The sequence below is a fragment of the Micromonospora sp. NPDC049801 genome (assembly GCF_040656575.1).
GTDB lineage: Bacteria > Actinomycetota > Actinomycetes > Mycobacteriales > Micromonosporaceae > Micromonospora.
On the sequence record NZ_JBFAMS010000013.1, the window covers coordinates 172,923 to 196,183 of the forward strand.

The window sequence follows — 23,261 nt, forward strand, 5'->3', positions numbered from 1 at the left end:
GTAACCTGCCGGGAGGAGCCACGAAGGTGCGCAAGGTACTGATCGCCAACCGCGGCGAGATCGCCGTCCGGGTCATCCGCGCCTGTCGTGACGCCGGCCTGGGCAGCGTCGCCGTGTACGCGGACTCCGACCGCGACGCCCTGCACGCCACGCTCGCGGACGAGGCGTACGCGCTCGGCGGAGACAGCGCGACCGACACGTACCTGCGCATCGACAAGCTGCTCGAGGTCGCCGCCCGGGCCGACGCCGACGCCGTGCACCCGGGCTACGGCTTCCTCAGTGAGAACGCCGATTTCGCCCAGGCCGTCATCGACGCCGGGCTGACCTGGATCGGTCCGACCCCGCAGGCGATCCGCGACCTGGGCGACAAGGTGACCGCCCGGCACATCGCCCAGCGCGCCGGCGCGCCGTTGGTCCCCGGCACCCCGGACCCGGTGGGCAGCCCGGACGAGGTGATGGCGTTCGCCGTCGACCACGGCCTGCCGGTCGCCATCAAGGCGGCCTTCGGCGGCGGCGGTCGGGGCCTCAAGGTCGCCCGCACCATGGAGGAGATCCCGCAGCTCTTCGAGTCGGCCACCCGCGAGGCCGTCGCGGCGTTCGGTCGGGGCGAGTGCTTCGTCGAGCGCTACCTGGACCAGCCCCGCCACGTCGAGGCGCAGGTCCTCGCCGACCAGCACGGCAACGTGATCGTGGTGGGCACCCGGGACTGCTCGTTGCAGCGCCGGCACCAGAAGCTCGTGGAGGAGGCTCCCGCGCCGTTCCTCACCGACGCCCAGCGCGCCCAGATCCACTCCAGCGCCAAGGCGATCTGCCGCGAGGCCGGCTACCACGGCGCCGGCACCGTGGAATACCTGGTCGGCAAGGACGGCACCATCTCCTTCCTGGAGGTCAACACGCGACTCCAGGTCGAGCACCCGGTCACCGAGGAGACCGCCGGCATCGACCTGGTCCGCGAGCAGTTCCGGATCGCCGACGGCGAGAAGCTGCGGATCACCGAGGACCCGACGCCGCGCGGACACGCCATCGAGTTCCGGATCAACGGCGAGGACCCGGGCCGCAACTTCCTCCCCGCGCCCGGCACGGTCACGGCGCTGCGCCTGCCCAGCGGCCCGGGCGTGCGGGTCGACACCGGCATCTCGGCCGGCGACGTGATCGGCGGCAACTTCGACTCGCTGCTCGCCAAGGTGATCATCGTCGGTGAGACGCGCACCGAGGCGCTGGAGCGCGCCCGCCGCGCCCTCGACGAGATGGTCGTCGACGGCATGGCCACCGCGCTGCCGTTCCACCGGCTCGTCGTGCGGGACGAGGCGTTCACCGCCGAGCCGTTCACCGTGCACACCCGGTGGATCGAGACCGAGTTCCACAACACCGTGCCGCCGTTCGCCGCCGCCGCCGGCACCGCCGACGCGCCGGCGGAACGCGACACCGTCGTGGTCGAGGTCGGCGGCAAGCGCATCGAGGTCAGCCTCCCCGCCGGCTTCGGCGGGAGTACGACCACAGCCTCAACCGCCTCCCGCAAGCCGACCCGGCGCGGGGGCGGGGCCAAGGCCGGCTTACCGGTCGGCGGCGACGCGCTCACCTCCCCGATGCAGGGCACCATCGTCAAGATCGCGGTCGCCGACGGCGACACGGTGGCCGAGGGCGACCTGGTGGTGGTGCTGGAGGCGATGAAAATGGAGCAGCCGTTGCACGCCCACAAGGCGGGTACGGTCAGCGGACTCGCCGCCGAGGTCGGTGCCGTGATCACGGCGGGCGCGCCCATCTGCACCATCTCCTGAAAGGAAGGGCACCTTGTTATCGCCTCGTGTATAAGAAGGGGCCCTTCCTTACGTTTGTCCGGGCGGGCGGGGCTCGGTGGGGGTGGTTTGCCGCACCGAGGTGGGCGCGGGCGGCCATGGGCGGGAATGATGGCCGGGTGCGGTTTCTTTCCGGCGCGGCCCCCGCGCACGACCTGACCTACACCGACGTCTTCATGGCGCCGGCCCGCTCCGACCTCGGCTCCCGCCTAGACGTGGACCTGTCCACCGGCGACGGCACGGGCACCACCATCCCGCTGGTGGTGTCGAACATGACGGCGGTCGCCGGCCGGCGGATGGCCGAGACGGTGGCCCGTCGGGGCGCGATCACGGTGATCCCGCAGGACATCCCCATCGAGGTCGTGGCGAACGTCGTCTCCTGGGTCAAGCAGCGGCACCTGGTCTACGACACGCCCATCACCCTGGGCCCTACCGAGACCGTCGGCGACGCGATCCACCTGCTGCCCAAGCGGTCGCACGGCGCGGTGATCGTGGTCGACGACGCCGGCCGGCCGGTGGGCGTGGTCACCGAGGCGGACACCGTGGGAGTGGACCGGTTCGCCCAGCTGCGACACGTCATGTCGACCGAGCTGCACACCGTGCCGGCCGACGCGGACCCGCGTACCGGCTTCGACAGGCTCTCCGCCGGCCGGCGTCGGCTCGCTCCGGTGGTGGACGCTCACGGCCGGCTGGTCGGGGTGCTCACCCGACAGGGCGCACTGCGAGCCACCCTCTACACGCCGGCCGTCGACGACCGGGGTCGGCTGCGCATCGCGGCGGCGGTCGGCATCAACGGGGACGTCACCGGCAAGGCCGCCGCGCTACTCGAAGCCGGGGTGGACACGCTGGTCGTGGACACCGCGCACGGCCACCAGGCCCGGATGATCTCGGCGTTGCAGGCGGTCCGCAAGCTGGACCCGGGCGTACCGGTGGCGGCCGGCAACGTGGTCACCGCCGAGGGCGTACGCGACCTGGTCGAGGCCGGCGCGGACATCATCAAGGTCGGTGTCGGCCCGGGCGCGATGTGCACCACCCGGATGATGACCGGCGTGGGCCGGCCGCAGTTCTCCGCCGTCCTCGACTGCTCGACGGCCGCCCGGCAGCTGGGCCGGCACGTCTGGGCCGACGGCGGTGTACGTCACCCCCGCGACGTGGCGCTCGCGCTCGCCGCCGGCGCGTCGAACGTGATGATCGGCTCCTGGTTCGCTGGCACCTACGAGTCCCCCGGTGACCTCTACACCGAACCGGACGGGCGGCGGTACAAGGAGAGCTTCGGGATGGCCTCGGCGCGGGCGGTCAGCGCCCGTACGGCCGACGACAGCCCGTACGACCGGGCTCGCAAGGCCGTGTTCGAGGAGGGCATCTCCTCGGCCCGGATGTACCTGGATCCGCACCGCCCCGGCGTCGAGGATCTGATCGACGAGATCATCGCCGGGGTACGCAGCGCCTTCACCTACGCCGGTGCCCGCAACCTGACGCAGTTCCACGAGCGAGCGATAGTCGGCGTCCAGAGCGCCGCCGGCTACACCGAAGGAATGCCCCTCCCCACCAGCTGGTAAGAACCCACCGGTCCGCGCTCGCGCGGCTCATGACGTCATTGCCACGACACGCCACTTGGGGTCAACGGGGCTGCCCCCAAGATCGGCATGGCCGGGCTCGACGGTCAAGCGCGTTTGCGCTGTTTTCTGGGGCGCTGTTCAGGAGTTGGTGATCTGCTTTCGGTGACGCTGTAATCGGCCTGGCGGTGCGTCGGGGCTCCTGATGAGGGAATGCGTGCCGCGTCGGGGTGCCAGCTGGCGCTGGTGATGCTCATGGAGTCCATCCGTGCCGTTGTGTAGCTGATGGCTCGCTGGTCGACATTGCTGTTGCCGTACTGGATGGCCGGCGTGGCGGCGGTGGGGGCGTAGCTCGGGCCGGCGGGGTTGAAGGCGGGACCTGCGCTGTCGGCGTATTGGGTGTAGTTGGACTCGTAAGAGGGCGCATAGGTGGGCGCGTAGGCGGACTCGTAAGAGGGCGCATAGGTGGACCCGTAATTGGGCGCGTAAAGGGTCGGCTGGTTGACGCCGTAGGACGCGCTCGTGTCGTATTGAGCCGGGTACTGACTGACCTCGGGCAAGGGGTAGGGGTCCTGGGGTGTGAATGATGACTGAGCCGCTACCGAATAAAGGTTGGTGTTCTGGGACATCGGCTCTGACCCTGGTGCGGGTGCGACGGCGTAGTACGGGGGTGCTGCGTCGTGGGTGTACGGCCCGGAGGGCGTCGAGTAGGAACGGGCGGGGCTGCCTGGGGCGGGCAGCCGCTGTGGCGGGTCGATGACCTGTTCGTTCTGGTGCGCCTCGACGGGTACCCTCGGTCGCCATCCCTGGGGCAGTGGGATCCTGCCGGGTGCCGCGATCTCCGGGTCGCCCACGGCGGGCAAGCGGTCGGGGTTCGGCTGCAGGACGGAGCTGTTGCCGTATACGTTCAGGATGAACGAACGTCTGGGCAGTCCGTGGGCATCGGTGAAATCGTTCACCACCGCCAGGCTCAGAAGCCTGGCGTTGGGATTGGCGAGTCGGCCGGTGGCGCCAGCCCAGGCCGCGATGAGTGAGTGATCGACGATGGCGGGGTTGTCGATGACCTCCTGGTAGGCCACCGGTACGAACAGTCGCGGGGGCCAGCCGGCGGGCGGGTCGATTCGCTGAGCTGCCGCGGCCCTCGGGTCGGCACCGCCGGGGGCAAGATCAGGATGGTTCGCCAGGAAATATTTCGCGCCAAGCTGCTCAGACGTGTAATAGCCGGCGGGAAGCCCGTGCGACCGGGCAAAGTCATCCAACACTCCCGGGCCCATAACAGCGAGGCTGGTGGCGGTAGGTGCCATTCGGTCTGTCGCATGCGTCCAGGCCACCACGATACGGGGATCGGCGATGCCCGGGTTGTCGATGACCGCCTGATAGGCCGCCGGGGTGAACACTCGCGTCCAGCGGGCGGGCGGGTCGATTCGCTGAGCTGCCGCGGCCCTCGGGTCGGCACCGCCGGGGGCAAGGTCAGGATGCTTCCCCAGGAAATACTTCGCGCCATCTGACTCGAGTGTGTAGTAGCCGGCGGGGAGCCCGTGCGACTCGGCAAATTCCCCCAACACTGCCCGGCTCAACTGACCGAGGTGATCGGAGCTACGCGCAAGTCGACCTAACCTGTGTGCCCAGTCCAGCACGAGGCTGGGATCGGCGATGCTCGGGTTGTCGATAACCGCCTGATAGGCCGCCGGTACGAACACTCGCCCCCAGCGGGCGGGCGGGTCAATTCGCCGAGCTGCCACGGACCTCGGGTCGGCACCGCCGGGGGCAAGATCAGGATGCTTTCCCAGAAAATATGTCGCGCCATCTGACTCAAGTGTGAAGTAGCCGGCGGGGAGCCCGTGCGACCGGGCAAAGTCCCCCAACACTCCCCGGCTCAACTTGGCGATGTGATCGGAGCCGCGGGCGAGTCGACCTGACTTGTGTGCCCAGTCCAGCACGAGGCTGGGATCGGCGAGGCCCGGGTCGTCGATGATCTGCTGGTAGGCCATCGGCGTATAAGCGGGGGCGGATTCGCGTCGTCGGGGCATGCTTCTGGTCCTCTCGCGTGGATGACCGCTGTCCAGCTCCCCAACGGGGCATCCACGACCAAGGTTCAACACGAAACGGGCCTACCCGAATCGGTGCCCGCCCCAACTCCGCACACGGCTCTGCCGCGTCACTCTCGACCTCGCCGTCAGCCACCGCTACACCACGACCCACCCCACGCCGCTTCGCGACGCGGGATGCTGCCGCGTGTCTACCCAGTTAGGCGGCCCAGGACTTCGCGGGCTGCGTTGCCGGGGCTGCCACCTACGCGGTCCGGTAGTGCGCCGGCCAGCCACAGAGTGGCGAATCCATGGGCGATGGACCAGGCGGCGAGCGAGTCCAGGCCGGTGTCGCCGGATGCGCCACGGGCGGCCACCCCCGCGCGGAGTGCCGCGCCGGCCCGCTCGCGGGCGGCGGTCAGCTCGGGGTCGTCGACCCGGTGCAGCTCGGGCCGGAACATCACCTCGAAGTAGGCGCGGTGCGACACCGCGAAGTCCACGTACGCGACGCCGGCCGTCAGCAGGTCGTCGCCGGCGGCGACCAGCGCCTGCGCCAACCGGTCGAAGCCCTCCGTGGCGAGAACGGTGAGTAGCCCCGCCTTGTCACCGAAGTGGTGCGCGGGCGCGGCGTGCGAGACACCGGCCCGACGAGCCAGGTCGCGCAGGCTCAGCGCGGCGGGTCCGACCTCCTCGATCGCCTGCAGCGCCGCGGCGAGCAGGGCGCGGCGAAGGTCGCCGTGGTGGTACGGACGCGTCTCGGTCATGCCCGAATCCTAATCTTGCCATTGACAAGATGCCACCGACCACCGCAATCTTGTCACCGACAAGTTTCCCCGAGGAGGACTCCGATGGCACCCCTGATCGTCCTGATCGCCGGCAGCGCACTGGCCCGCCTGGCCGGCCTGGCCGGCGTCTCCGCGCTCGACGGCTGGCATCCCGCGCTGCGGGTCGGACTGGCCCTGATGTTCGTGCTGACCGGCGTTGCGCACTTCGTGGGCCGACGCCGCGCCGACCTGATCGCGATGGTTCCGCCCCGACTACCCCGGCCGGACCTGCTGGTCACCCTCACCGGCGCACTGGAGCTGGTCGGGGCGGTCGGGCTGCTGATCCCGACGACCGCCCGCCTCGCCGCGGCCGGGCTCGGCCTGCTCCTGCTCGCGATGTTCCCGGCGAACGCCTCAGCCGCACGCCGGAGGCTGACCCTCGCCGGACGCCCGGTCACCCCACTGGGTCAGCGCGCGATCCTGCAACTCGTGTTCGTCGCCACCGCCGCGGCTATTTCGTTTGGCCCCTGACTATCAGGGGGCTAATCTGCTCTCGTGGAACTCATCACCCTCCAGGATGTGCCGCTGGGACGACTACTGGTCGTGGCCGGGCACCTCGTCGGGCAGCGCTGGAACCGCTTCCTCGCCGAGGAGCACGGCCTCACCCAGGCCGGCATGATCACCCTGATGACGCTCGCCCGGCACGGCGAGCTGCCCCACCGCCAGGTCGCCGAGAAGGGGTTCGTCCGCCCGGCAACACTGACCGGCATCGTCGACACCCTCGAACGCGACGGCCTGGTCGAGCGCCAGCGCGACGACAGCGACCGGCGCAGCATCCGACTCGCCATCACCCCCGCCGGCCGGGAACGGGTGGCCGCGCTCGGCGCTCTCATGCACTCCGGACGCCCGCTCACCTCGGTCGACGCCGACCCGGCGAAGGCCCAGGTGATCCGGGAGTTCCTACTCGAAGTCATCGGCAGCGGCCACGACCCGCAGATGACCGGACGACCCACCGACGCGGAGGAAACGTCGTGCTGATCCGACTGTTACGCGGCCAACTGCGCCCGTACTCCAGACCGCTAGTGGCGGTGGTGCTGCTCCAGTTCGTGGGCACCATGGCCTCGCTCTACCTGCCCAGCCTCAACGCCGACATCATCGACAAGGGCGTGGCCCGGGGCGACACCGGCTACATCGTGCACACCGGCGGCTGGATGCTGCTGGTCAGTCTGATCCAGATCGTCTGCTCGATCGCGGCCGTCTACCTGGGCGCGCAGGTCGCCATGGGCTTCGGCCGGGACGTCCGCGCCCGGCTGTTCTCGCACGTCAACAGCTTCTCCGCCCGCGAGGTGGCCCGGTTCGGGGCGCCGTCGCTGATCACCCGCAACACCAACGACGTCCAACAGGTGCAGATGCTCGTACTGATGAGCTGCACCATGCTGGTCGCCGCACCGATCATGAGCGTCGGTGGGGTGGTCATGGCGCTGCGCGAGGACATCGGGCTGTCCTGGCTGATGCTGGTCAGCGTGCCGGTGCTGGCCGTCGCGCTGAGCGCGATCATCCGCCGGATGGTGCCGGGCTTCCGGCTGATGCAGACCCGGATCGACACGGTCAACCGGGTGCTGCGCGAGCAGATCACCGGCATCCGGGTGGTCCGCGCGTTCGTCCGCGAGCCGTACGAGACGGAGCGCTTCGGTGTCGCCAACGCCGACCTGACCGCCACCGCCCTGCGTACCGGACGGTTGTTGGCGTTGATCTTCCCGGTGGTCATGCTGGTGCTCAACGTGTCCAGCGTGGCGGTGCTCTGGTTCGGCGCGCAGCGGGTCGACTCCGGCGCGATCCAGATCGGCGCGCTCACCGCCTTCCTGGCCTACCTGATGCAGATCCTGATGGCCGTCATGATGGCCACCTTCATGCTGATGATGGTGCCCCGGGCAGCCGTCTGTGCCGAACGCATCGTCGAAGTGCTGGACACCGACTCCTCGGTGGTCCCCGCCGCCACCCCGGTCACCGAGCTGCCCAGCCGGGCCGAGTTGGAGCTGCGCGGGGTGCGGTTCCAGTACCCCGGGGCGGTCGAGCCGGTGCTGCGGGACATCTCCTTCCGCGCCACCGCCGGCACCACGACGGCGATCATCGGCAGCACCGGCGCCGGCAAGACGACCCTGCTGTCGCTCGTCCCGCGCCTGGTCGACGTGACCGACGGCGCGGTGCTGGTCGACGGGGTCGACGTACGCGAGTTGGAACCCGACGAGCTGTGGCGACGCATCGGGTTGGTGCCGCAGCGGCCGTACCTGTTCACCGGCACGGTCGCCAGCAACCTGCGCTACGGCAACCCGGACGCCACCGACGAGGAGCTGTGGGCGGCGTTGGAGATCGCCCAGGCCCGGGACTTCGTGGCCCAGATGCCCGGCGGGCTGGACGCGCCGATCGCACAGGGCGGCAGCACCGTCTCCGGCGGGCAGCGCCAACGCCTGGCCATCGCCCGGGCACTGGTCCGGCAGCCGGAGATCTACCTGTTCGACGACTCGTTCTCCGCGCTCGACCTCGGCACCGACGCCCGGCTGCGGGCGGCGCTACGGCCGATCACCGCGCAGTCGGCGGTGGTGATCGTGGCCCAACGGGTGTCCACCATCGTCGACGCCGACCAGATCATCGTGCTCGAGAACGGAGGGGTCGTCGGAGTGGGACGACATGCCCAGTTGTTGGAGACCTGCCCGACGTACGCCGAGATCGTGGCCTCCCAGCAGACGGCGGAGGTGGCGGCGTGAGCGAGCGGAACGAGCCGCGCGCCGCGGCCGTACCCAGTCAGAAGCCGGCCGGCGACCCGCGGACGCCAACCGGCGACGCCGAGCAGCCCGGCGGCGGCGCCACGCAGCAGCCCGGCGGCGACGGGCAGACGCCGAAGCGGCTGCCGGCGGGCCGACCGGGCGGCGGCCCGCCCTGGATGAGCGCGGGAATGCCCGCCGAGAAGTCGATGAACTTCGGACCGTCGGCGCGACGGTTGCTCGGCCGGCTGCGCCCGCACCGGCTGCACCTGGGCGCGATCATCACCCTGGCCGTGGTGAGCGTCGGTTTCAGCGTGGCCGGTCCGAAGATCCTGGGCCACGCCACCGATCTCATCTTCAGCGGGGTGATCGGTCGGCAACTGCCGGCGGGCACCACCGCCGACCAGGCCGTCGCGGCGGCGCGGGCCAGCGGCAACGAGAGCTTCGCCGACATGCTGTCCCGGATGGACGTGGTGCCCGGGGTGGGCATCGACTTCGACGCGCTGGGCCGGGTGCTGCTGTTGGCGCTCGGGCTCTACCTGGCGTCGAGCGTGCTGGCGTGGTGGCAGGGCTGGCTGCTCAACGGGGTGGTCCAGCGCACGGTGCTGCGGCTGCGCGCCGAGGTGGAGGAGAAGCTCAACCGACTGCCGCTGCCCTACTTCGACCGGCAGCCCCGTGGCGAGCTGCTCAGCCGGGTCACGAACGACATCGACAACATCTCCACCAGCCTCCAGCAGACCCTCAGTCAGCTACTCACCTCGCTGCTGACCGTGATCGGCGTGCTGGCCGTGATGTTCTGGATCTCGCCGCTGCTGGCCCTGGTGGCACTCGTCGCGGTGCCACTGTCGGTGCTGGTCACCCAACGCATCGCCAAGCGGTCGCAGAAGCAGTTCATCGCGCAGTGGACGCACACCGGCGCGTTGAACGGCCAGATCGAGGAGGCGTACACCGGGCACGAGCTGGTGAAGGTCTTCGGCCGGCAGCGCGAGGTGGAGGCCGCCTTCCACGCGAAGAACGAGGAACTGTTCCGGGCGAGCTTCGGCGCACAGTTCATCTCCGGGATCATCATGCCGTCGATGATGTTCATCGGAAACCTGAGCTACGTGGCGATCGCCGTGGTCGGCGGTCTGCGGGTGGCCTCCGGGGCGATGAGCCTCGGTGACGTGCAGGCGTTCATCCAGTACTCCCGCCAGTTCACCCAGCCGCTGACCCAGCTCGCCTCGATGGCCAACCTGCTCCAGTCCGGGGTGGCGTCGGCCGAGCGGGTCTTCGCCGTGCTCGACGCCGACGAGCAGAGCCCCGACCCGGCCCAGCCGGCCCGGGTCGTCGACCCGCACGGCCGGGTCGAGTTCGAGCACGTCTCGTTCCGGTACGCGCCGGACAAGCCGCTGATCGACGACCTGTCGCTGGTGGCCGAGCCGGGGCACACGGTGGCGATCGTCGGCCCGACCGGCGCCGGCAAGACCACCCTGGTCAACCTGATCATGCGCTTCTACGAGCTGGACGCCGGCCGGATCACGCTCGACGGGGTGGACGTCACCACGCTGCGCCGCGACGACCTGCGTGGCCGGATCGGCATGGTGCTCCAGGACACCTGGCTGTTCGGCGGCACCATCCGCGACAACATCGCCTACGGCCGACCCGACGCCACCGAGGAGGAGATCGTCGCCGCGGCCCGAGCCACCTTCGTGGACCGGTTCGTGCGCAGCCTGCCCGACGGCTACGACACGGTCATCGACGAGGAGGGCAGCAACGTCAGCGCCGGCGAGAAGCAGCTCATCACCATCGCCCGAGCGTTCCTCGCCGAGCCGTCCCTGCTCATCCTGGACGAGGCCACCAGCTCGGTGGACACCCGTACCGAGGTGCTGCTCCAGCGGGCGATGGCGGCGCTGCGCTCGGACCGGACGAGCTTCGTCATCGCGCACCGGCTCTCCACCATCCGGGACGCCGACCTGATCCTGATGATGGAGGAGGGTCGCATCGTCGAGCAGGGCACCCACGAGCAGTTGCTCGCCGCGCACGGCGCGTACCACCGGCTCTACCGCTCACAGTTCACCGGCGCGGCGGTCGACGAGGAGCCGGCCACCGCCGCCCAACCGGCGTCGGTCTGAGGGCGGCCGGTCGTGCACACAACCGGATCGGCGGGCGGGTCAGCCCGGCGGGAGCAGATCGGCCGCGCGGGCGGCGACCTGCCCGCCGATCAGGGCGAGCGCGGCGTCGGCCGGCATCGGAGCCAGGGCACGGCCGTCGCGCAGCCGGAGGGCGAGCGCGCCGGCGGCGGCCTCGGAGGCACCCAGGACCCCGAGGTACGGGACGCGGCGGCGGGCCGCGCCCCGGACCCGGGCGCCCAGCGAGCCGGCGGCGTCGACCTCGACCCGCAGCCCGGCGTCGACGGCCCGCCGGGCCAGGTCGGCAGCCGCGTCGGCCTGCCCGTCGTCCACCGGCAGCAGCACCAACTGGACGGGCGCGTACCAGGCCGGGAACGCGCCCTCGTGCGCCTCGATGAGGTACGCGAACAGCCGTTCCATGCTGCCGACCAGGCTGCGGTGCAGCATCACCGGCCGACGCCGGCCGCCGTCCGAGTCGGTGTACGACAGGTCGAACCGCTCCGGCTTGTCGAAGTCGACCTGGATGGTGGAGATGGTCGACTCCCGGCCGGCCGCGTCGACGATCTGGATGTCGATCTTCGGCCCGTAGAAGGCGGCCTCGCCCGGCGCCTCGACGTACTCCACCCCCGCCAGCGCGCCCCGCAGCAGGTCCTCGGCGCGGGCCCACTGCGCGTCGTCGCCGACGTACTTCCCGCCCGGTCCGCGCAGCGACAGCCGGAACCCCGCCGGGCGTACGCCGAGCGCGGCGTGCGCGGCGCGGATCAGCCCGAGGATCTCGGCGACCTCCGCGCCGACCTGCTCGGGAGCGCAGAAGATGTGCGCGTCGTTGAGGGAGATGGCGCGTACCCGGGACAGACCGCCGAGCACCCCGGAACGCTCCGCGCGGTACATCCCGCCCAGCTCCGCGACGCGCAGCGGCAGCTCCCGGTAGGAGCGGCCCCGGGCGCGGAACACCAACGCGTGGTGCGGGCAGAGCGCCGGCCGGAGCACGAACTCGTCGTCGGCGCTCAGTCGCAGCGGCGGGAACATGTCGTCGGCGAAGTAGCCGAGATGGCCGGAGAGCTCGAAGAGTTCCCGCTTACCGAGCGGCGGCGAGTAGACGTGCCGGTGGCCGGAGCGGCGCTCCAACTCCCGGACGTACTCCTCGACGGCGTGCCGGGCGGCGGCGCCGGCCGGCAACCAGATGGGCAGGCCGGCACCGGCCAGCGGGTCGGAGACGAACAGGTCCAGCTCACGGCCGAGCCTACGGTGGTCGATCATGTCGGGCTCCTGGATCGGGTACGACCCGGAGGCGACCTGGACACCGAACGCCGAACGGCCCTCGGGGGCGGATCGCCCCGGGCCTGGTCGACGGTGGTTACGTCAGCGCGGCACGCCGGGGACACCCGGCGTCGTCGTCAGTTTCGCGCTGCGCATGCCGCGACGCTACCCGTCGGGCGGTCGGGGACGCACCCGGATTTGCGGCGGCGGGAAGAGGGACGGGCCGCCGGCGCGGGACCCGCCGGCGGCCCTGAGCGGCCCGCATCGTCAGGAACGGGGGACCCGGCGTGCTGGGCCGCGCCGACCACGGTACGCCGACGCACGCCGATCCGGCGACCACCTCAGGCCGCGCTGGGACCGTCACCAGCGGGACGCCTGCCTCGTTGGAACAGGGTGGCCCTGTGGTGTCGGCGGTCACGACGCCCCGGGCCCCTCCACCGTGACGCCGGCCATGCCGTCAGGCTCAAGACACCCAATCGGCCGCATCCGGCGAGGTGGCAGGCGTGCCCGAACTACTGACTGACGTCGCGTCGCCGACGTGGGCGTACCTGGTGCTGCTCGGGCTCCTCGTCGCCGACGCCTTCGTACCCGTCATCCCCACCCAGATCGTCATGATCACCAGTGGCGCGCTGACCGTGTACGGCGGCCTCAGCCTGCCGGTCACCATCGCCGTGGGCGCGCTCGGCGTGTTCGCCGGTGATCTGGCCTGCTACCTGCTCGGCCGGCTCGCCCCGGACCGGCGGGCACCCCGGCACGCGGAGCTCAGCCGCGCCCGCCGCGTCGCCAGCCGGGTCACCCAGGGCCTCCGACAACCCGGCCCGCTGGTCATCCTGCTCTGCCGGTTCGTGCCGGGCGGACGGATGGCGGCCTGCTTCTCGGCCGGCCGCAGCCGCTACCCGTACCGGCTGTTCGCGCTCTACGAGATGATCGCCGCGTTGGGCTGGGCCAGTTACGGCGCGTTGATCGGACACCTGGGCGGCACCGCGCTCACCGAGTCGGCCTGGCGGCTGGCCATCATCGCCGTCGCCGCGGCGGCCGGTTTCGCGGCGGCCGGCTGGGCGATGACCCTGGTCAGCGCCCGCCACGCCCGCGCCGCCGCCGAAGTCCCCGTCGACTGAGTGCACGCTCTCCGCTCTCCACTCTCCACTCTCCGCGATCTTGCACTTTCGGTCGCGGCAATTGTGGCGGATAACCGCATAACGGCAACCGAAAGTGCAAGATCGCGAGGGCGAGGGCGAGGGCGAGGGCGAGCGCTGGGGCGGGGGCGAGGGCGAGGGCGAGGGCGGACCGGCCTCTAGGGGTGGGTTTTGGGGGCCAAGTCGGTGGCGGTCCCGGATCTGGCTGGGGTGTTCGCGGCGACAGGCTGAGGCATGCCTGGAACCCGGAGCACCGGCCTGCTGGCCCTCGGCGGGATCGCCGTGGCGGCGCTGCTCACCGTGATCGGCCACCTGGAAGTCAACGACGACCTCAACCCGTGGGCGCTGACCATCAGCGACTTCGCCGTCTCCGACCGGGGCGGTGTCATCGACGTCGCCATGGTGGTGCTGGCGCTCGCCACCGTCGCGGTGATGTACGGGCTGCGTCGTACCGGCCCGCCGCCCGGCCGAGCGGCCGAACTGCTGCTCGTCGCCTGGGTCGCGGGGCTGCTGCTGGCCGCCGTGGTGCCGACCAACGAGCCGGGCACCGCCATGACCGCATCCGCCTACGTGCACCGGTACGCGTCGGTGGTCGCCTTCCTGGCTCTCCCCGTCGGCGGTTGGCTGCTCGCGCGTCGCCCCGACCTGACGCCCACCGCCAGGACGCTACGCGCCCTGGTCGTGCTCAGCCTGGCCCTGTCGGCCGCGATGGTCTGGTCCGCCTACCCCGGCGACCGCCTGCTCATCGGCCTGGCCGAACGCCTCCTGATCCTCACCGAGGTAGCGGTCCTGGCGACGGTCGCGGTGACCCAGGTCCGGCGTGCACCCGTCGATCATGGAGTTGTGGTGCCCCACGAAAGGGGTGGAACGCCGCATAACGGCCACCACAAGTCCATGATCGACGAGGATGGGGCGCGGGCGCTTACTCCAGCTCGTGGAGCATTAGCTGGCGGGCCGACTCGGTGATGGAGCCGGAGAGGCTGGGGTAGATGGTGATCGTCTGGGCCAGCTCGTTGACCGTCAGATTGTTCTCCACGGCCATGGTGATGGGCAGGATCAGCTCGCTGGCCTTCGGGGCGACCACCACACCGCCGATCACCTGGCCGCTGGCGGGCCGGCAGAACAACTTCACGAAGCCGTCGGACAGGTCGTCCATCTTGGCCCGGGCGTTGCCGGACAGCGGCAGCATCACCTGCCGGGCCGGCACCTTGCCCGCGTCGACCTCGTCCTGCGAGACGCCGACGGTGGCCAACTCCGGGTCGGTGAAGACGTTCGCGGCGACGGTCCGCAGCCGCAGCGGGCGGACGGCCTCGCCGAGGGCGTGCCACATGGCGATCCGACCCTGCATGGCGGCCACACTCGCCAGCAGCAGCACGCCGGTGCAGTCACCGGCGGCGTAGATGCCGGGCACGTTCGTCCGGGAGACCCGATCGACCGTGACGTAACCGCCCCGGCCCAGCTCCACGCCGTACTCGGCCAGGCCCAGGTCGGCGGTGTTCGGGATCGAACCGACCGCGATGAGAGCGTGCGAACCGGTGACCCTGCGCCCGTCGGACAGCTCCACCTCGACCCCGTCGGCGGTTCGCCGCACCGCGTCGGCCCGGGAGTTGTTGAGGATGTTCATGCCCCGGTTACGGAACACCCGCTCGATGGCCGACGCCGCGTCGGCGTCCTCGTGCGGCATCACCCGGTCGCGGCTGGAGACCAGGGTGACCTCCACCCCCATCGCGAGGTACGCGCTGGCGAACTCGGCGCCGGTCACGCCCGAGCCGACCACGATCAGGTGCTCCGGCAGCTCCGACAGGTCGTACACCTGACGCCAGGTCAGGATGCGCTCGCCGTCCGGTACGGCGGTGGGCAACTGCCGGGGCGTCGAGCCGGTGGCGACCAGCACGGTGGAAGCGTCGATCGGGTACTCCTCGCCGCCGTCCGCGGGCGTGACGATGACGCGGTGGGTGTGCCCGAGCGCGTCCTCGCCGAGGCGGGCGGTGCCGGCCACGAAGGTGACACCCGCCTTGAGCAGCTTGGCGTGGATGTCGGCGGACTGCGCCAACGCCAGCCGCTTCACCCGCGCGTGCACGGCCTGCGCGTCGACGGTCACCGCCTCCAGGCCGTCCGAGTGCACCCCGAACTCCTCGGTGTCCCGATAGCCGGTGACCACCTGGGAGCTGGCGATGAAGGTCTTCGACGGTACGCAGTCGGAGAGCACACAGGCCCCGCCCGCGCCGTCGGCCTCGACCACGGTGACATCGGCGTCCAGTTGGGCGGCGACCAGTGCCGCCTCGTACCCGGCCGGCCCACCGCCGATGATCACGATCCGGCTCACAGCGCCATCCTTTCGCTCGCGACTGCGGGGCTCCGCCGCGCTGCACTCCTCGCGCTCACCACGTTCGCCCTTCGTTGGTGCTCACAGTGACTTTCTTCTCCCGAGCGCATCCGACACGCACAGTCGTATTCTCCCCCACCCATTCGCCGGGCTATCGTCATCGCCGTGGGTCATCACGCCGCCTACGGCTCAAACCTCGATCCGTCCCGGATGCGGGCCTACTGCCCGCACTCCCCGATGGTCGGCACCGGCTGGCTGGAGGGGTGGCGGCTGACCTTCGCCGGGGAGGACGTGATCGGCTGGGAGGGCGCGGTGAGCACCGTCGTCGAGTCCCCCGGCGACCGGGTGTTCGTGGCGATCTACGACATCCACCCGTACGACGCCGCGCAGCTCGACGAGATCGAGGGCGTGACCGCCGGCACCTACCGCAAGCTGCACATACGGGTCTCCACCCTCGACGGCGACGTCACGGCGTGGATCTACGTGTTCGACGGGTACGAGGGCGGCCTGCCGACGTCGTGGTACCTGTCCGAGATCGCGAACGCCGCCGAGAAGGCGGGCGCGCCGGACGACTACGTCACCGAGCTGCGGTCCCGCCCCACCGGCACCGCGTCCCCGTAGCGCGCATCCCACGGCCCCAGTCTGCAACCGGCGCCGATCCCGACGCCCGTCGGGCCCGGCCGGGGTCGTCAATCACACACCGGCGGCCGGGACGACCCGCTCGTACATGTCGGTCCACCCGGTCTCCCGCAGGCCCACCGAGCGGTAGAGCGACACCGGGGCCGTCGGGTTGGTGAGGTCCACGCCGAGGCCGGCGAACTGCCGACCCTTGTCGGCGTAGCGGGCGAACGCGCGGCGCAGCAGCGCCGCACCGACACCCCTGCGGCGGTACGCGGGCAGCACCGACAGACTCTTCACCCAGCCCTCCTGCTGGTCGAGCGCCTGGTCCGAGGATTGCAACGCGCCGGCGAGCACCCCGTCGACCTCGGCGACGAACCACTCGTCCCAGGCGGTCACGTCACCGATGCGGGCCCGCCACCGCTCGTACGACAGCGGCTCGTGGTCCGGGGTGTCGCCGAAGGCGGCCTCGTGGATCCGGTGAAACTCCCGCAGCTCGGCCTCGTCGTCGGAGCGGACCGGCCGCACCGTCACACCGGGCGGGGTGGCGGGCTCGGCGGGCAGGTCGGCCAACGTGCGGCGCATCCGCACGTACCGCTTGGCCAGGGTGAAACCCGCGGCCCGCAGGTCCCGGTCCCAGTCGCGCTCCGGGGCGAACACCGCGCAGCGGGCGGTGAGCGCCGGCAGCCCCCGCTCCGCGGCGCGCTCGGCGACCCGGTCGAGCTGGCGGGCGAGCAGCGGCGCACGGAGGGTGGCGGCCCGCTCGGGGTCGACGTAGACCTCCACGAACTCCCGGCCGACCCCGGTCGGGTTGTCCACCGTCGCCCAGGCGACGACGGTGTCGTCCGGGTCGAGCGCCAGCCAGGAGTCCCGGCTCGGGTCGAAGTGGGGCGCGGTCAGCGCCTGCTCGACATCCTCGGCGTCGAAGTCGGGATGGCCGATGGCGAAGGTGTCGGCGGCGTGCACCACCGCGAGGATCGCCGGCACGTCGTCGAGGGTGGGCCGGCGCGTAGTCCAGCCGGCGGGAAGGGTCACGGCAGGAGATCCTGGCAGCCGTCGGCCCGGAGCGCCGCCCATTTTCCGTGGCGGCGGCGTTGGCCGACCAGTCGATCAGTTCTGGCCGGGGCTCGCGACGGGCAACCCTGCTTCCTTGGCGCAGTCGAGCAGTCGGCGATCGTAGGTGACGAAGGCGACGAGTGCGGTGCCGGACTCGTTGGTCAGGACCTGGGCGGTGGCCAGGTGGATGGCATCGAGACTGCGGAGCACGGGTTCGGCGAACGCGGCCGCGGTGGCGCGGATCGTACTGTCTATCTCCAATCGAAAGAGCCGTCCGACGGCTGCGGGCACCCCGATCAACGCTTGCGGAGCGGATCGGCGCAGGGCCCTGGGCACCTCCACCTCGACGAGGGCGGAGGACACCAATGGCACGTCGGGGTGGGTGTTGAGCCAGGAGACGAGGTCGGCGCTGCACGCCTCCTGCCTGACCAGCTTAACGACGGCGGCGGAATCGAGATAGATCACCAGCGCTCCTCGTCACGCATGGCGCTGAGGTCGGCGGCCACATCGACCGCCTCGTCACCCAGCTTTGGCGGAAGCGGCATCGGACCGCCGCCGGTAGGGGCGACGGCCCGCCCGGCCGCTACCAGCTTGGCCAGCATCGACCTGTCGTCGCTGACGGGTACGAGTCGGGCGATCGGGTGACCGCGATCGGTGATCTCGACCGTCTCACCTCCACTTACCCGCGCCAACACCTGACTCGTGTTCTGGTTGAGTTCGCGAACACCGATGCGCTCCATACGAACAAGTGTAGAACCAGATGTTCTACACTTCCATCGCTTCTGACATCGGCGTTGGCCGGGGCGTTCACCCCAGGCCGGCGCGGGTGTGGTGCAGCAGCTCCACCAGCTCGGTGCCGTCGGCCGGGCCGAGCGCCGCGAACGCCGGCGCGGCCAGCCGGTTGGTCACCGCCTCCGCCCACAGCCGCCGACGCACCAACGGCCCGACCGCGGGGTACGGCGGCGGCCAGCCGCACGCCACCGCGCCGGCCTCGCCCTCCGGCCCGGCCAGCACCGCCTCCAGCGGGGTCATGCCGGCGGCCCGTACCGCCAGCAGGTAGGCGCCCGTGAAGTGTTCACGCAGCAGTCGCAGCCCGGCCGCGCTCCGGGCGCCCGGAGAGTGGTCCGGCAGCGGCATGGCCCGCCACGCGGCGAAGAGCGGCATGCCGCTGGTGTCGGCGGCGGCGACCGCCCGCTCGACGAGGTCGGCCAGGCGCTCGATCCCGGGTAGCACGCCCAGCATCTCCGTCCCCCACCGGCAGCACTCGGCGAGACTCGCGGCGGCCACCTCGACCGGCGGCAGGACCCGGGCGGCGGCGTCCCAGCCGTCCGCGACGGCGTCCGGCGCGACGAAGCCGATCGCCGCGGCGGCCGTCTCCGCGCGTACGTCGCCGAGCGCCCCGGCCCGACCGCTGATGTAGAAGGCCCAGCCGGAGATGCCGAGCAGCCGAGCCCGACGCAGCGTGCTCGGACACCTGCTGAACCCGTCGCCGAGGTCGAGGACGGCGGGTTTGCTGGCGGCGGCGAGCTGCTCCGGCGTCATCCGGACGCCACCCGCGCTCGCGGCTCGGGGACGGCCGCCCGCAGACGGCGCACCCACTCGTCGTCGTCCATCGATGTCAGTCTGCCGCCCCGCCGCCCGCGTCCGCATCCCCCTCTTCGGCCACCAACGCCTCGACGGCCGCCTCGACCTCGCCCGCCCGGCGGCGGGCCACGGTCACCGCCCGTTCGGCCGCACGCCGGGCCAGCTTCGCCCGGCTCAGGTCCTGTTCCGCCACCGCGCGCCGACGTTCCAACTCGGCCAGCTCCGTCTCGATCCCATCGAGTACGGCAACCCCGTCGCGCTCCTGCCCGACCGCCTCGGCCAGCTCGTCCTCGGCCCGCTGTTGGTCGGCGCGGGCACGGTCCAACTCGCGGTCCAGGGCCCGACGGCGGCGGGCCCGCTCGGCCCGAGCCGTTCGCTGCGCCGCCCGCTCGGCCTGCGCGGCACGCTCCCCGGCCCGGTCGGTACGGCGGTTCGGCTCCGGGCCCTCGCGCTGGGCGCCCGGCCGTCGAGCCGGCGGCTCCTCCTCGTCGCCGGTGACCAGTCGCAACTGCGGTCGGGGCACCTCGCCGAAGCCGGCGTAGGTGGCCGAGCGGAGCAGACGCCCCGCGCGTACCTGCTCGGCGACGTCGGCGTCGGAGAGCGCGGCGTTCAGGGTCGCCTCCACCTCGGCCAGTGGCAGCCGGCCGGCCGGTGGCGCCTCGGGCTCCGCCGCGGCGAGCGTACGGACCTCGGCGACCAGGGCCGCGACCACCGCACGGCGCTGGGCCGACAACTCCCGCAGTCGGGGGCCGCGCAGCTCCCGCTGGGCTGCCCGTAGCGCGTCGGCGAGACCGACCAGGTCGTCCACCAGCTCGGGTCGTTCGATGGCGAGCAGGTTGACCAGCCAGGCGGCGACGGTGGGGCGACGCAGCCGGGCCAGTTGCCGGGCGGTGCTCGGGTCCCCGGCTCGCCGGGCCTCGGCCACCGCGGCGTCCCGGGCGGCCACGAACCGGTCCGGTGGGGTGCGGTAGAGCTGCCGCACCAGCTCCGTGGAGGGGCCGGGCATCGCGTCAGACGTCCACCCGGGTGCCGGGCTCCAGACGCTGGTACTCGGTGCCGGACAGCGCCGCGTACTGCCGGTTGAGCACGCCCAACCCGTTGTGGTTGAGCAGGGCGTCGTGCACGGCGTACGCGCGGCGCGGGGCGACCGCCCGGATGAAGTCGAGCACCTCGGCGAACTTCGACCAGGGTGCGTGGATCGGCGCGAGGAGCGTGTCGACAGGCGTCTCCTGCGGTACGACGAGCGAGTCGCCGGGGTGGTAGACCACGTCGTTGATCAGGTAACCGATGTTGTCGACCACCGGGATGTCGGCGTGGATGACCGCGTGGCGTCCCCCGTACGCGCGGACCGCGACCCCGGCGGCGGTGAACGACTCGCCGGGCTCGACGGGGCACAGCGCCTCCGCCGCGTCGCCCAGGGTGTCGGCGAGCGCGCCGGGCCCGTAGATCGGGAACGGCCGCCGGTCGAGCTGGAGGCGCACCGCGGCCGGGTCGAGGTGGTCCGGGTGCTCGTGGGTGACGAGCACCGCGTCCGCGCCGTCGAGCGCGGTCGCGGGATCGCTGAACACTCCGGGATCGACCACGAGCACTCCGCCGTCGTGTTCCACCCGGACACAGGAGTGGGCGTACTTGGTGAGCCGCATCGTGACTCCTCGACTTATCGAATCGTGATGTCCTCAGCGCAGTCTGCCGGAACCAGCGGGTGGACGCGTCGCGTCCGAACTATCGCCACTGAAGCTGACGACGATGGGAGCGGGGATGGACGGACGGACAGGGCGACGCCGGTGGGCACTCCTGGCGGCGGGAACACTTGTGGCGGCGCTGGCCCTCGCGGGGTGCAGCGCCGGCGACAGCGGATCAGCGGATTCGGCGGGTACGGCGGCCGAGGCCCCCCAGGCCGCGCTCGACAAGGGCAGCGGCGCGCAGGCAGCGGGGACCGCCGGGGCGGGCGCTCCGGATCTGCGGGTCGACCAGCGGGCGATCATCTACACCGGATCGATGCGGGTGCAGGTGACCGATGTGGACGCGGCGGCCCGCGAGGTAAGCGCGGTGGTCACCCGGGCGGGTGGTTTCGTCGGCGGGGACCAGCGGCGCAGCGCCGAGGCCGACGCGGTGGCCGAGTTGGAGTTGCGGGTACCCGCCGCCAAGTTCGGCGCGGTGGTGGAGGAGGTCGCGAAGCTCGGTCGACAGCAGAGCCGCGAGATCAACACCCAGGACGTCACGGAGGAGACCGTCGACCTGGAGGCCCGGATCATCACGCAGCGGGCGCGCGTGGAGAGCGCGCGACGGCTGCTCGCCCGCGCCAACTCGATCTCCGACCTGGTGTCCCTGGAGAACGAGCTGGGTCGCCGGGAGGCGGACCTGGCCTCGCTGGAGGCCAAGAAGCGTCGGCTGGCCGACCTGACGGCGCTGTCCACGATCACGGTGTCGCTGGCCGGGCCGGCGGCGAAGGCCAGCGAGGAGAAGGCCGAGACCGGCTTTCTGGTCGGGCTCAAGGGCGGCTGGGAGGCGTTCGTCACCTCGATGACCGTCCTGCTCACCGTTCTGGGCGCGCTGCTGCCATGGCTGGTGGCGGTCGGCGTACCCCTGGCGGTCCTGCTGCTGGCGCTGCGCCGGCGACGCCGGTCGCCGGCACAGGTCGCCGAGGTCAGCGCGCCGCCGCCAGTGCCCGCAGCGCGGTCTGCGCCATGACGCGTACGCCGGCCGGGATGGCCCGCTCGTCCACGTCGAAGGACGCGCGGTGCAGGTCGACGTTGGGGCCGATCCGGCCCACGCCGAGGCGGGCGAGGGCGCCGGGGACGTACTCCAGGTACCAGGAGAAGTCCTCGCCGCCCATGCTCTGCGGCGTCTCGGCGACGCCGTCCGGGCCCAGCGCCGCGCTGGTGGCGGCGGTCAGCACCTGGATGGCCCGCGAGTCGTTGCTGACCGGCGGTCGGCCGCGCAGGTACTCCAGGTCGACGGTCGCGCCGGTCGGGGCGATCACGTCCCGCACCACCTGAGCCACGATCTTGGGAGCCTGCTCCCAGGTGTCCCGGTCCATCACCCGCAGGGTGCCCGAGGCGCACGCCTCGGAGGGAATGACGTTGTAACGGGTGCCGGCCGAGGCGTGGCCGAACACCAGCAGCAGCCCGCTGTTGGCCGGCACCCGACGGCTGACCAGGGCCGGGACCTCGGTGACCAGCCGGCCGAGCGCGTCCACCAGGTCGACGGTCAGGTGCGGACGGGCGGTGTGCCCGCCCGGCCCGGAGAGCCGGACGGTGACGTTGTCGGCGGCCGCCGTGATCGGGCCGACGCGCAGGCCCACCTGGCCCACCGGCAGGTTCGGGTCGCAGTGCAGCGCGAAGATCTGCACCACGTCGTCCAGGCCGCCGGCCTCGATGACCTCCAACGAGCCGCAGGGCAGGATCTCCTCGGCCGGCTGGAAGATGAGCCGGACCCGGCCGTCCAGCTCGCCGAGGTCGGCGAGCTGGGCCAGCAGCATGCCGACGCCGAGCAGGATCGAGGTGTGCACGTCGTGGCCGCAGGCGTGGCAGACGCCCTCGACGGTGGAGCGGTACGGCACGTCCTTGGGATCGTCGAGCGGCAGGGCGTCGATGTCGGCGCGCAGCGCGATGACCGGGCCGTCCGGACGACCGTTGACGTCACAGATCACGCCGTTGCCCTTGGGCAGCAGCCGGGGGTTCAGGCCCGCCAGCGAGAGTTCCCGGGCGATCAGGGCCGCCGTCTCGAACTCCGTACCGGACAACTCGGGGTGCGAGTGAAGGTGACGGCGCGTGGCGATGAGCCCGGGTACCCGTAGGGCGAGCAGGTGGTCCAGGTCGCGGGGCAGGGGCTGGGCCCCCGGCGGGGTCTCCAGCCAGGACGACGCCAGCTGGCCGCCGGTCGGCAGCGTCAACGCACTCGTCACGTCGAATTCTCGATCACTAGAGATGGATGGATCATCGGGGACAGCAGACAGCCTAGACCTCCGACGGTGACGCTGCGCAACCTCGTTACGGTGATGATCAGACCGCGTAGCGTCACGTATGCCCTGCTGAGCGCGCTCGTCGAGGTGCGGGACCGCAGGTAGATCGCGTTCGAACGCCGCCATCCGCCCCCTCACCTCCTACAACGCGTAACCAAGCGGAGTGTCCGGGAGTCGCGATACCACCCCTGGACCTACGCTGCGAATTGTCGCATTAGTCGGGGTGATGAACTGACACTCCGACAATAAGACGACCACGCTCCGCAACGGGCCGGACAAGGACGCTCACATAATCTCGCCGACG

Annotated in this window: 21 protein-coding genes; 10 read left to right on the plus strand and 11 right to left on the minus strand. The window is 71.6% G+C overall.

The features are described from left to right. Positions 1 to 26 precede the first annotated feature (26 nt). Both AB0I89_RS23150 and AB0I89_RS23155 read left to right on the plus strand, forming a co-directional pair. Entirely contained in the window at positions 27 to 1,778 is a 1,752-nt protein-coding gene (locus AB0I89_RS23150; RefSeq protein WP_357130273.1) for a biotin carboxylase N-terminal domain-containing protein, read from the plus strand. 137 nt (positions 1,779 to 1,915) lie between these two features. Then, a complete protein-coding gene (locus tag AB0I89_RS23155) occupies positions 1,916 to 3,355 on the plus strand; it encodes a GuaB1 family IMP dehydrogenase-related protein (RefSeq protein ID WP_357130276.1) in 1,440 nt (479 codons plus the stop codon). A gap of 104 nt (positions 3,356 to 3,459) precedes the next feature. Here AB0I89_RS23155 and AB0I89_RS23160 read toward each other — a convergent pair whose 3' ends face one another. Further along, a complete protein-coding gene (locus AB0I89_RS23160) occupies positions 3,460 to 5,343 on the minus strand; it encodes a hypothetical protein (protein WP_357130279.1) in 1,884 nt (627 codons plus the stop codon). A gap of 248 nt (positions 5,344 to 5,591) precedes the next feature. Next, entirely contained in the window at positions 5,592 to 6,143 is a 552-nt protein-coding gene (locus AB0I89_RS23165; protein ID WP_357130282.1) for a TetR/AcrR family transcriptional regulator, read from the minus strand. A gap of 84 nt (positions 6,144 to 6,227) precedes the next feature. Between AB0I89_RS23165 and AB0I89_RS23170 the strand changes: the two genes are divergently transcribed. The 4 genes from AB0I89_RS23170 to AB0I89_RS23185 all read left to right on the plus strand — a co-directional run bounded on the left by AB0I89_RS23170 (position 6,228) and on the right by AB0I89_RS23185 (position 11,016). Continuing rightward, positions 6,228 to 6,674, plus strand: a complete 447-nt coding sequence (locus AB0I89_RS23170; protein WP_357130285.1) for a DoxX family membrane protein — start codon at positions 6,228 to 6,230, stop codon at positions 6,672 to 6,674. 24 nt (positions 6,675 to 6,698) lie between these two features. Then, on the plus strand, positions 6,699 to 7,181 hold the full coding sequence (locus AB0I89_RS23175; protein ID WP_357130288.1) for a MarR family transcriptional regulator: 483 nt from the start codon (positions 6,699 to 6,701) through the stop codon (positions 7,179 to 7,181). After that, positions 7,175 to 8,908, plus strand: a complete 1,734-nt coding sequence (locus tag AB0I89_RS23180) for an ABC transporter ATP-binding protein (RefSeq protein WP_357130291.1) — start codon at positions 7,175 to 7,177, stop codon at positions 8,906 to 8,908. Before AB0I89_RS23175 ends, AB0I89_RS23180 begins: the two co-directional genes overlap by 7 nt. A gap of 188 nt (positions 8,909 to 9,096) precedes the next feature. Further along, on the plus strand, positions 9,097 to 11,016 hold the full coding sequence (locus tag AB0I89_RS23185; protein WP_357130428.1) for an ABC transporter ATP-binding protein: 1,920 nt from the start codon (positions 9,097 to 9,099) through the stop codon (positions 11,014 to 11,016). Between the two features lie 39 nt (positions 11,017 to 11,055). On the opposite strand, the gene thrS is transcribed toward AB0I89_RS23185, so the two are convergent. Then, positions 11,056 to 12,273, minus strand: coding sequence for a threonine--tRNA ligase (thrS, locus tag AB0I89_RS23190; RefSeq protein ID WP_357130294.1), 1,218 nt, complete (start codon positions 12,271 to 12,273; stop codon positions 11,056 to 11,058). A 503-nt stretch (positions 12,274 to 12,776) separates the two neighbouring features. Between thrS and AB0I89_RS23195 the strand changes: the two genes are divergently transcribed. Beyond that, entirely contained in the window at positions 12,777 to 13,391 is a 615-nt protein-coding gene (locus AB0I89_RS23195) for a DedA family protein (RefSeq protein WP_357130297.1), read from the plus strand. Between the two features lie 252 nt (positions 13,392 to 13,643). Continuing rightward, positions 13,644 to 14,375 (plus strand): DUF998 domain-containing protein, encoded by a 732-nt coding sequence (locus AB0I89_RS23200; RefSeq protein ID WP_357130300.1) that lies wholly within the window; start codon positions 13,644 to 13,646, stop codon positions 14,373 to 14,375. Here the strand turns inward: AB0I89_RS23200 and AB0I89_RS23205 are convergent. Next, positions 14,332 to 15,735 (minus strand): NAD(P)H-quinone dehydrogenase, encoded by a 1,404-nt coding sequence (locus AB0I89_RS23205; RefSeq protein ID WP_357130303.1) that lies wholly within the window; start codon positions 15,733 to 15,735, stop codon positions 14,332 to 14,334. The two genes, AB0I89_RS23200 and AB0I89_RS23205, sit on opposite strands and share 44 nt — an antisense overlap. A gap of 165 nt (positions 15,736 to 15,900) precedes the next feature. Here AB0I89_RS23205 and AB0I89_RS23210 point away from each other — a divergent pair, with 165 nt between their 5' ends. After that, on the plus strand, positions 15,901 to 16,356 hold the full coding sequence (locus AB0I89_RS23210) for a gamma-glutamylcyclotransferase (protein WP_357130306.1): 456 nt from the start codon (positions 15,901 to 15,903) through the stop codon (positions 16,354 to 16,356). 72 nt (positions 16,357 to 16,428) lie between these two features. Here the strand turns inward: AB0I89_RS23210 and AB0I89_RS23215 are convergent, their stop codons facing one another. From AB0I89_RS23215 to AB0I89_RS23240, 6 genes are all read right to left on the minus strand, one after another. Then, positions 16,429 to 17,388: a GNAT family N-acetyltransferase gene (locus tag AB0I89_RS23215; RefSeq protein WP_357130309.1), complete on the minus strand. Its 960-nt coding sequence runs from the start codon at positions 17,386 to 17,388 to the stop codon at positions 16,429 to 16,431. Between the two features lie 75 nt (positions 17,389 to 17,463). Beyond that, entirely contained in the window at positions 17,464 to 17,874 is a 411-nt protein-coding gene (locus tag AB0I89_RS23220; RefSeq protein ID WP_357130312.1) for a type II toxin-antitoxin system VapC family toxin, read from the minus strand. Further along, positions 17,871 to 18,149: a type II toxin-antitoxin system prevent-host-death family antitoxin gene (locus AB0I89_RS23225; protein WP_357130315.1), complete on the minus strand. Its 279-nt coding sequence runs from the start codon at positions 18,147 to 18,149 to the stop codon at positions 17,871 to 17,873. Before AB0I89_RS23225 ends, AB0I89_RS23220 begins: the two co-directional genes overlap by 4 nt. Positions 18,150 to 18,216: 67 nt before the next feature. Next, positions 18,217 to 18,951, minus strand: coding sequence for a hypothetical protein (locus tag AB0I89_RS23230; protein WP_357130317.1), 735 nt, complete (start codon positions 18,949 to 18,951; stop codon positions 18,217 to 18,219). 76 nt (positions 18,952 to 19,027) lie between these two features. Then, the gene (locus tag AB0I89_RS23235; RefSeq protein ID WP_357130320.1) at positions 19,028 to 19,999 is read right to left on the minus strand and encodes a hypothetical protein; all 972 of its coding nucleotides are present in this window, start codon (positions 19,997 to 19,999) and stop codon (positions 19,028 to 19,030) included. A gap of 4 nt (positions 20,000 to 20,003) precedes the next feature. Beyond that, entirely contained in the window at positions 20,004 to 20,636 is a 633-nt protein-coding gene (locus AB0I89_RS23240; protein WP_357130323.1) for an MBL fold metallo-hydrolase, read from the minus strand. A 94-nt stretch (positions 20,637 to 20,730) separates the two neighbouring features. Here AB0I89_RS23240 and AB0I89_RS23245 point away from each other — a divergent pair, with 94 nt between their 5' ends. Further along, complete coding sequence (locus tag AB0I89_RS23245) at positions 20,731 to 21,684, plus strand: DUF4349 domain-containing protein (RefSeq protein WP_357130431.1); 954 nt, start codon at positions 20,731 to 20,733, stop codon at positions 21,682 to 21,684. Here the strand turns inward: AB0I89_RS23245 and AB0I89_RS23250 are convergent. After that, positions 21,641 to 22,900, minus strand: a complete 1,260-nt coding sequence (locus AB0I89_RS23250) for an amidohydrolase (protein ID WP_357130326.1) — start codon at positions 22,898 to 22,900, stop codon at positions 21,641 to 21,643. The genes AB0I89_RS23245 and AB0I89_RS23250 overlap by 44 nt on opposite strands. Between the last annotated feature and the right edge of the window lie 361 nt (positions 22,901 to 23,261).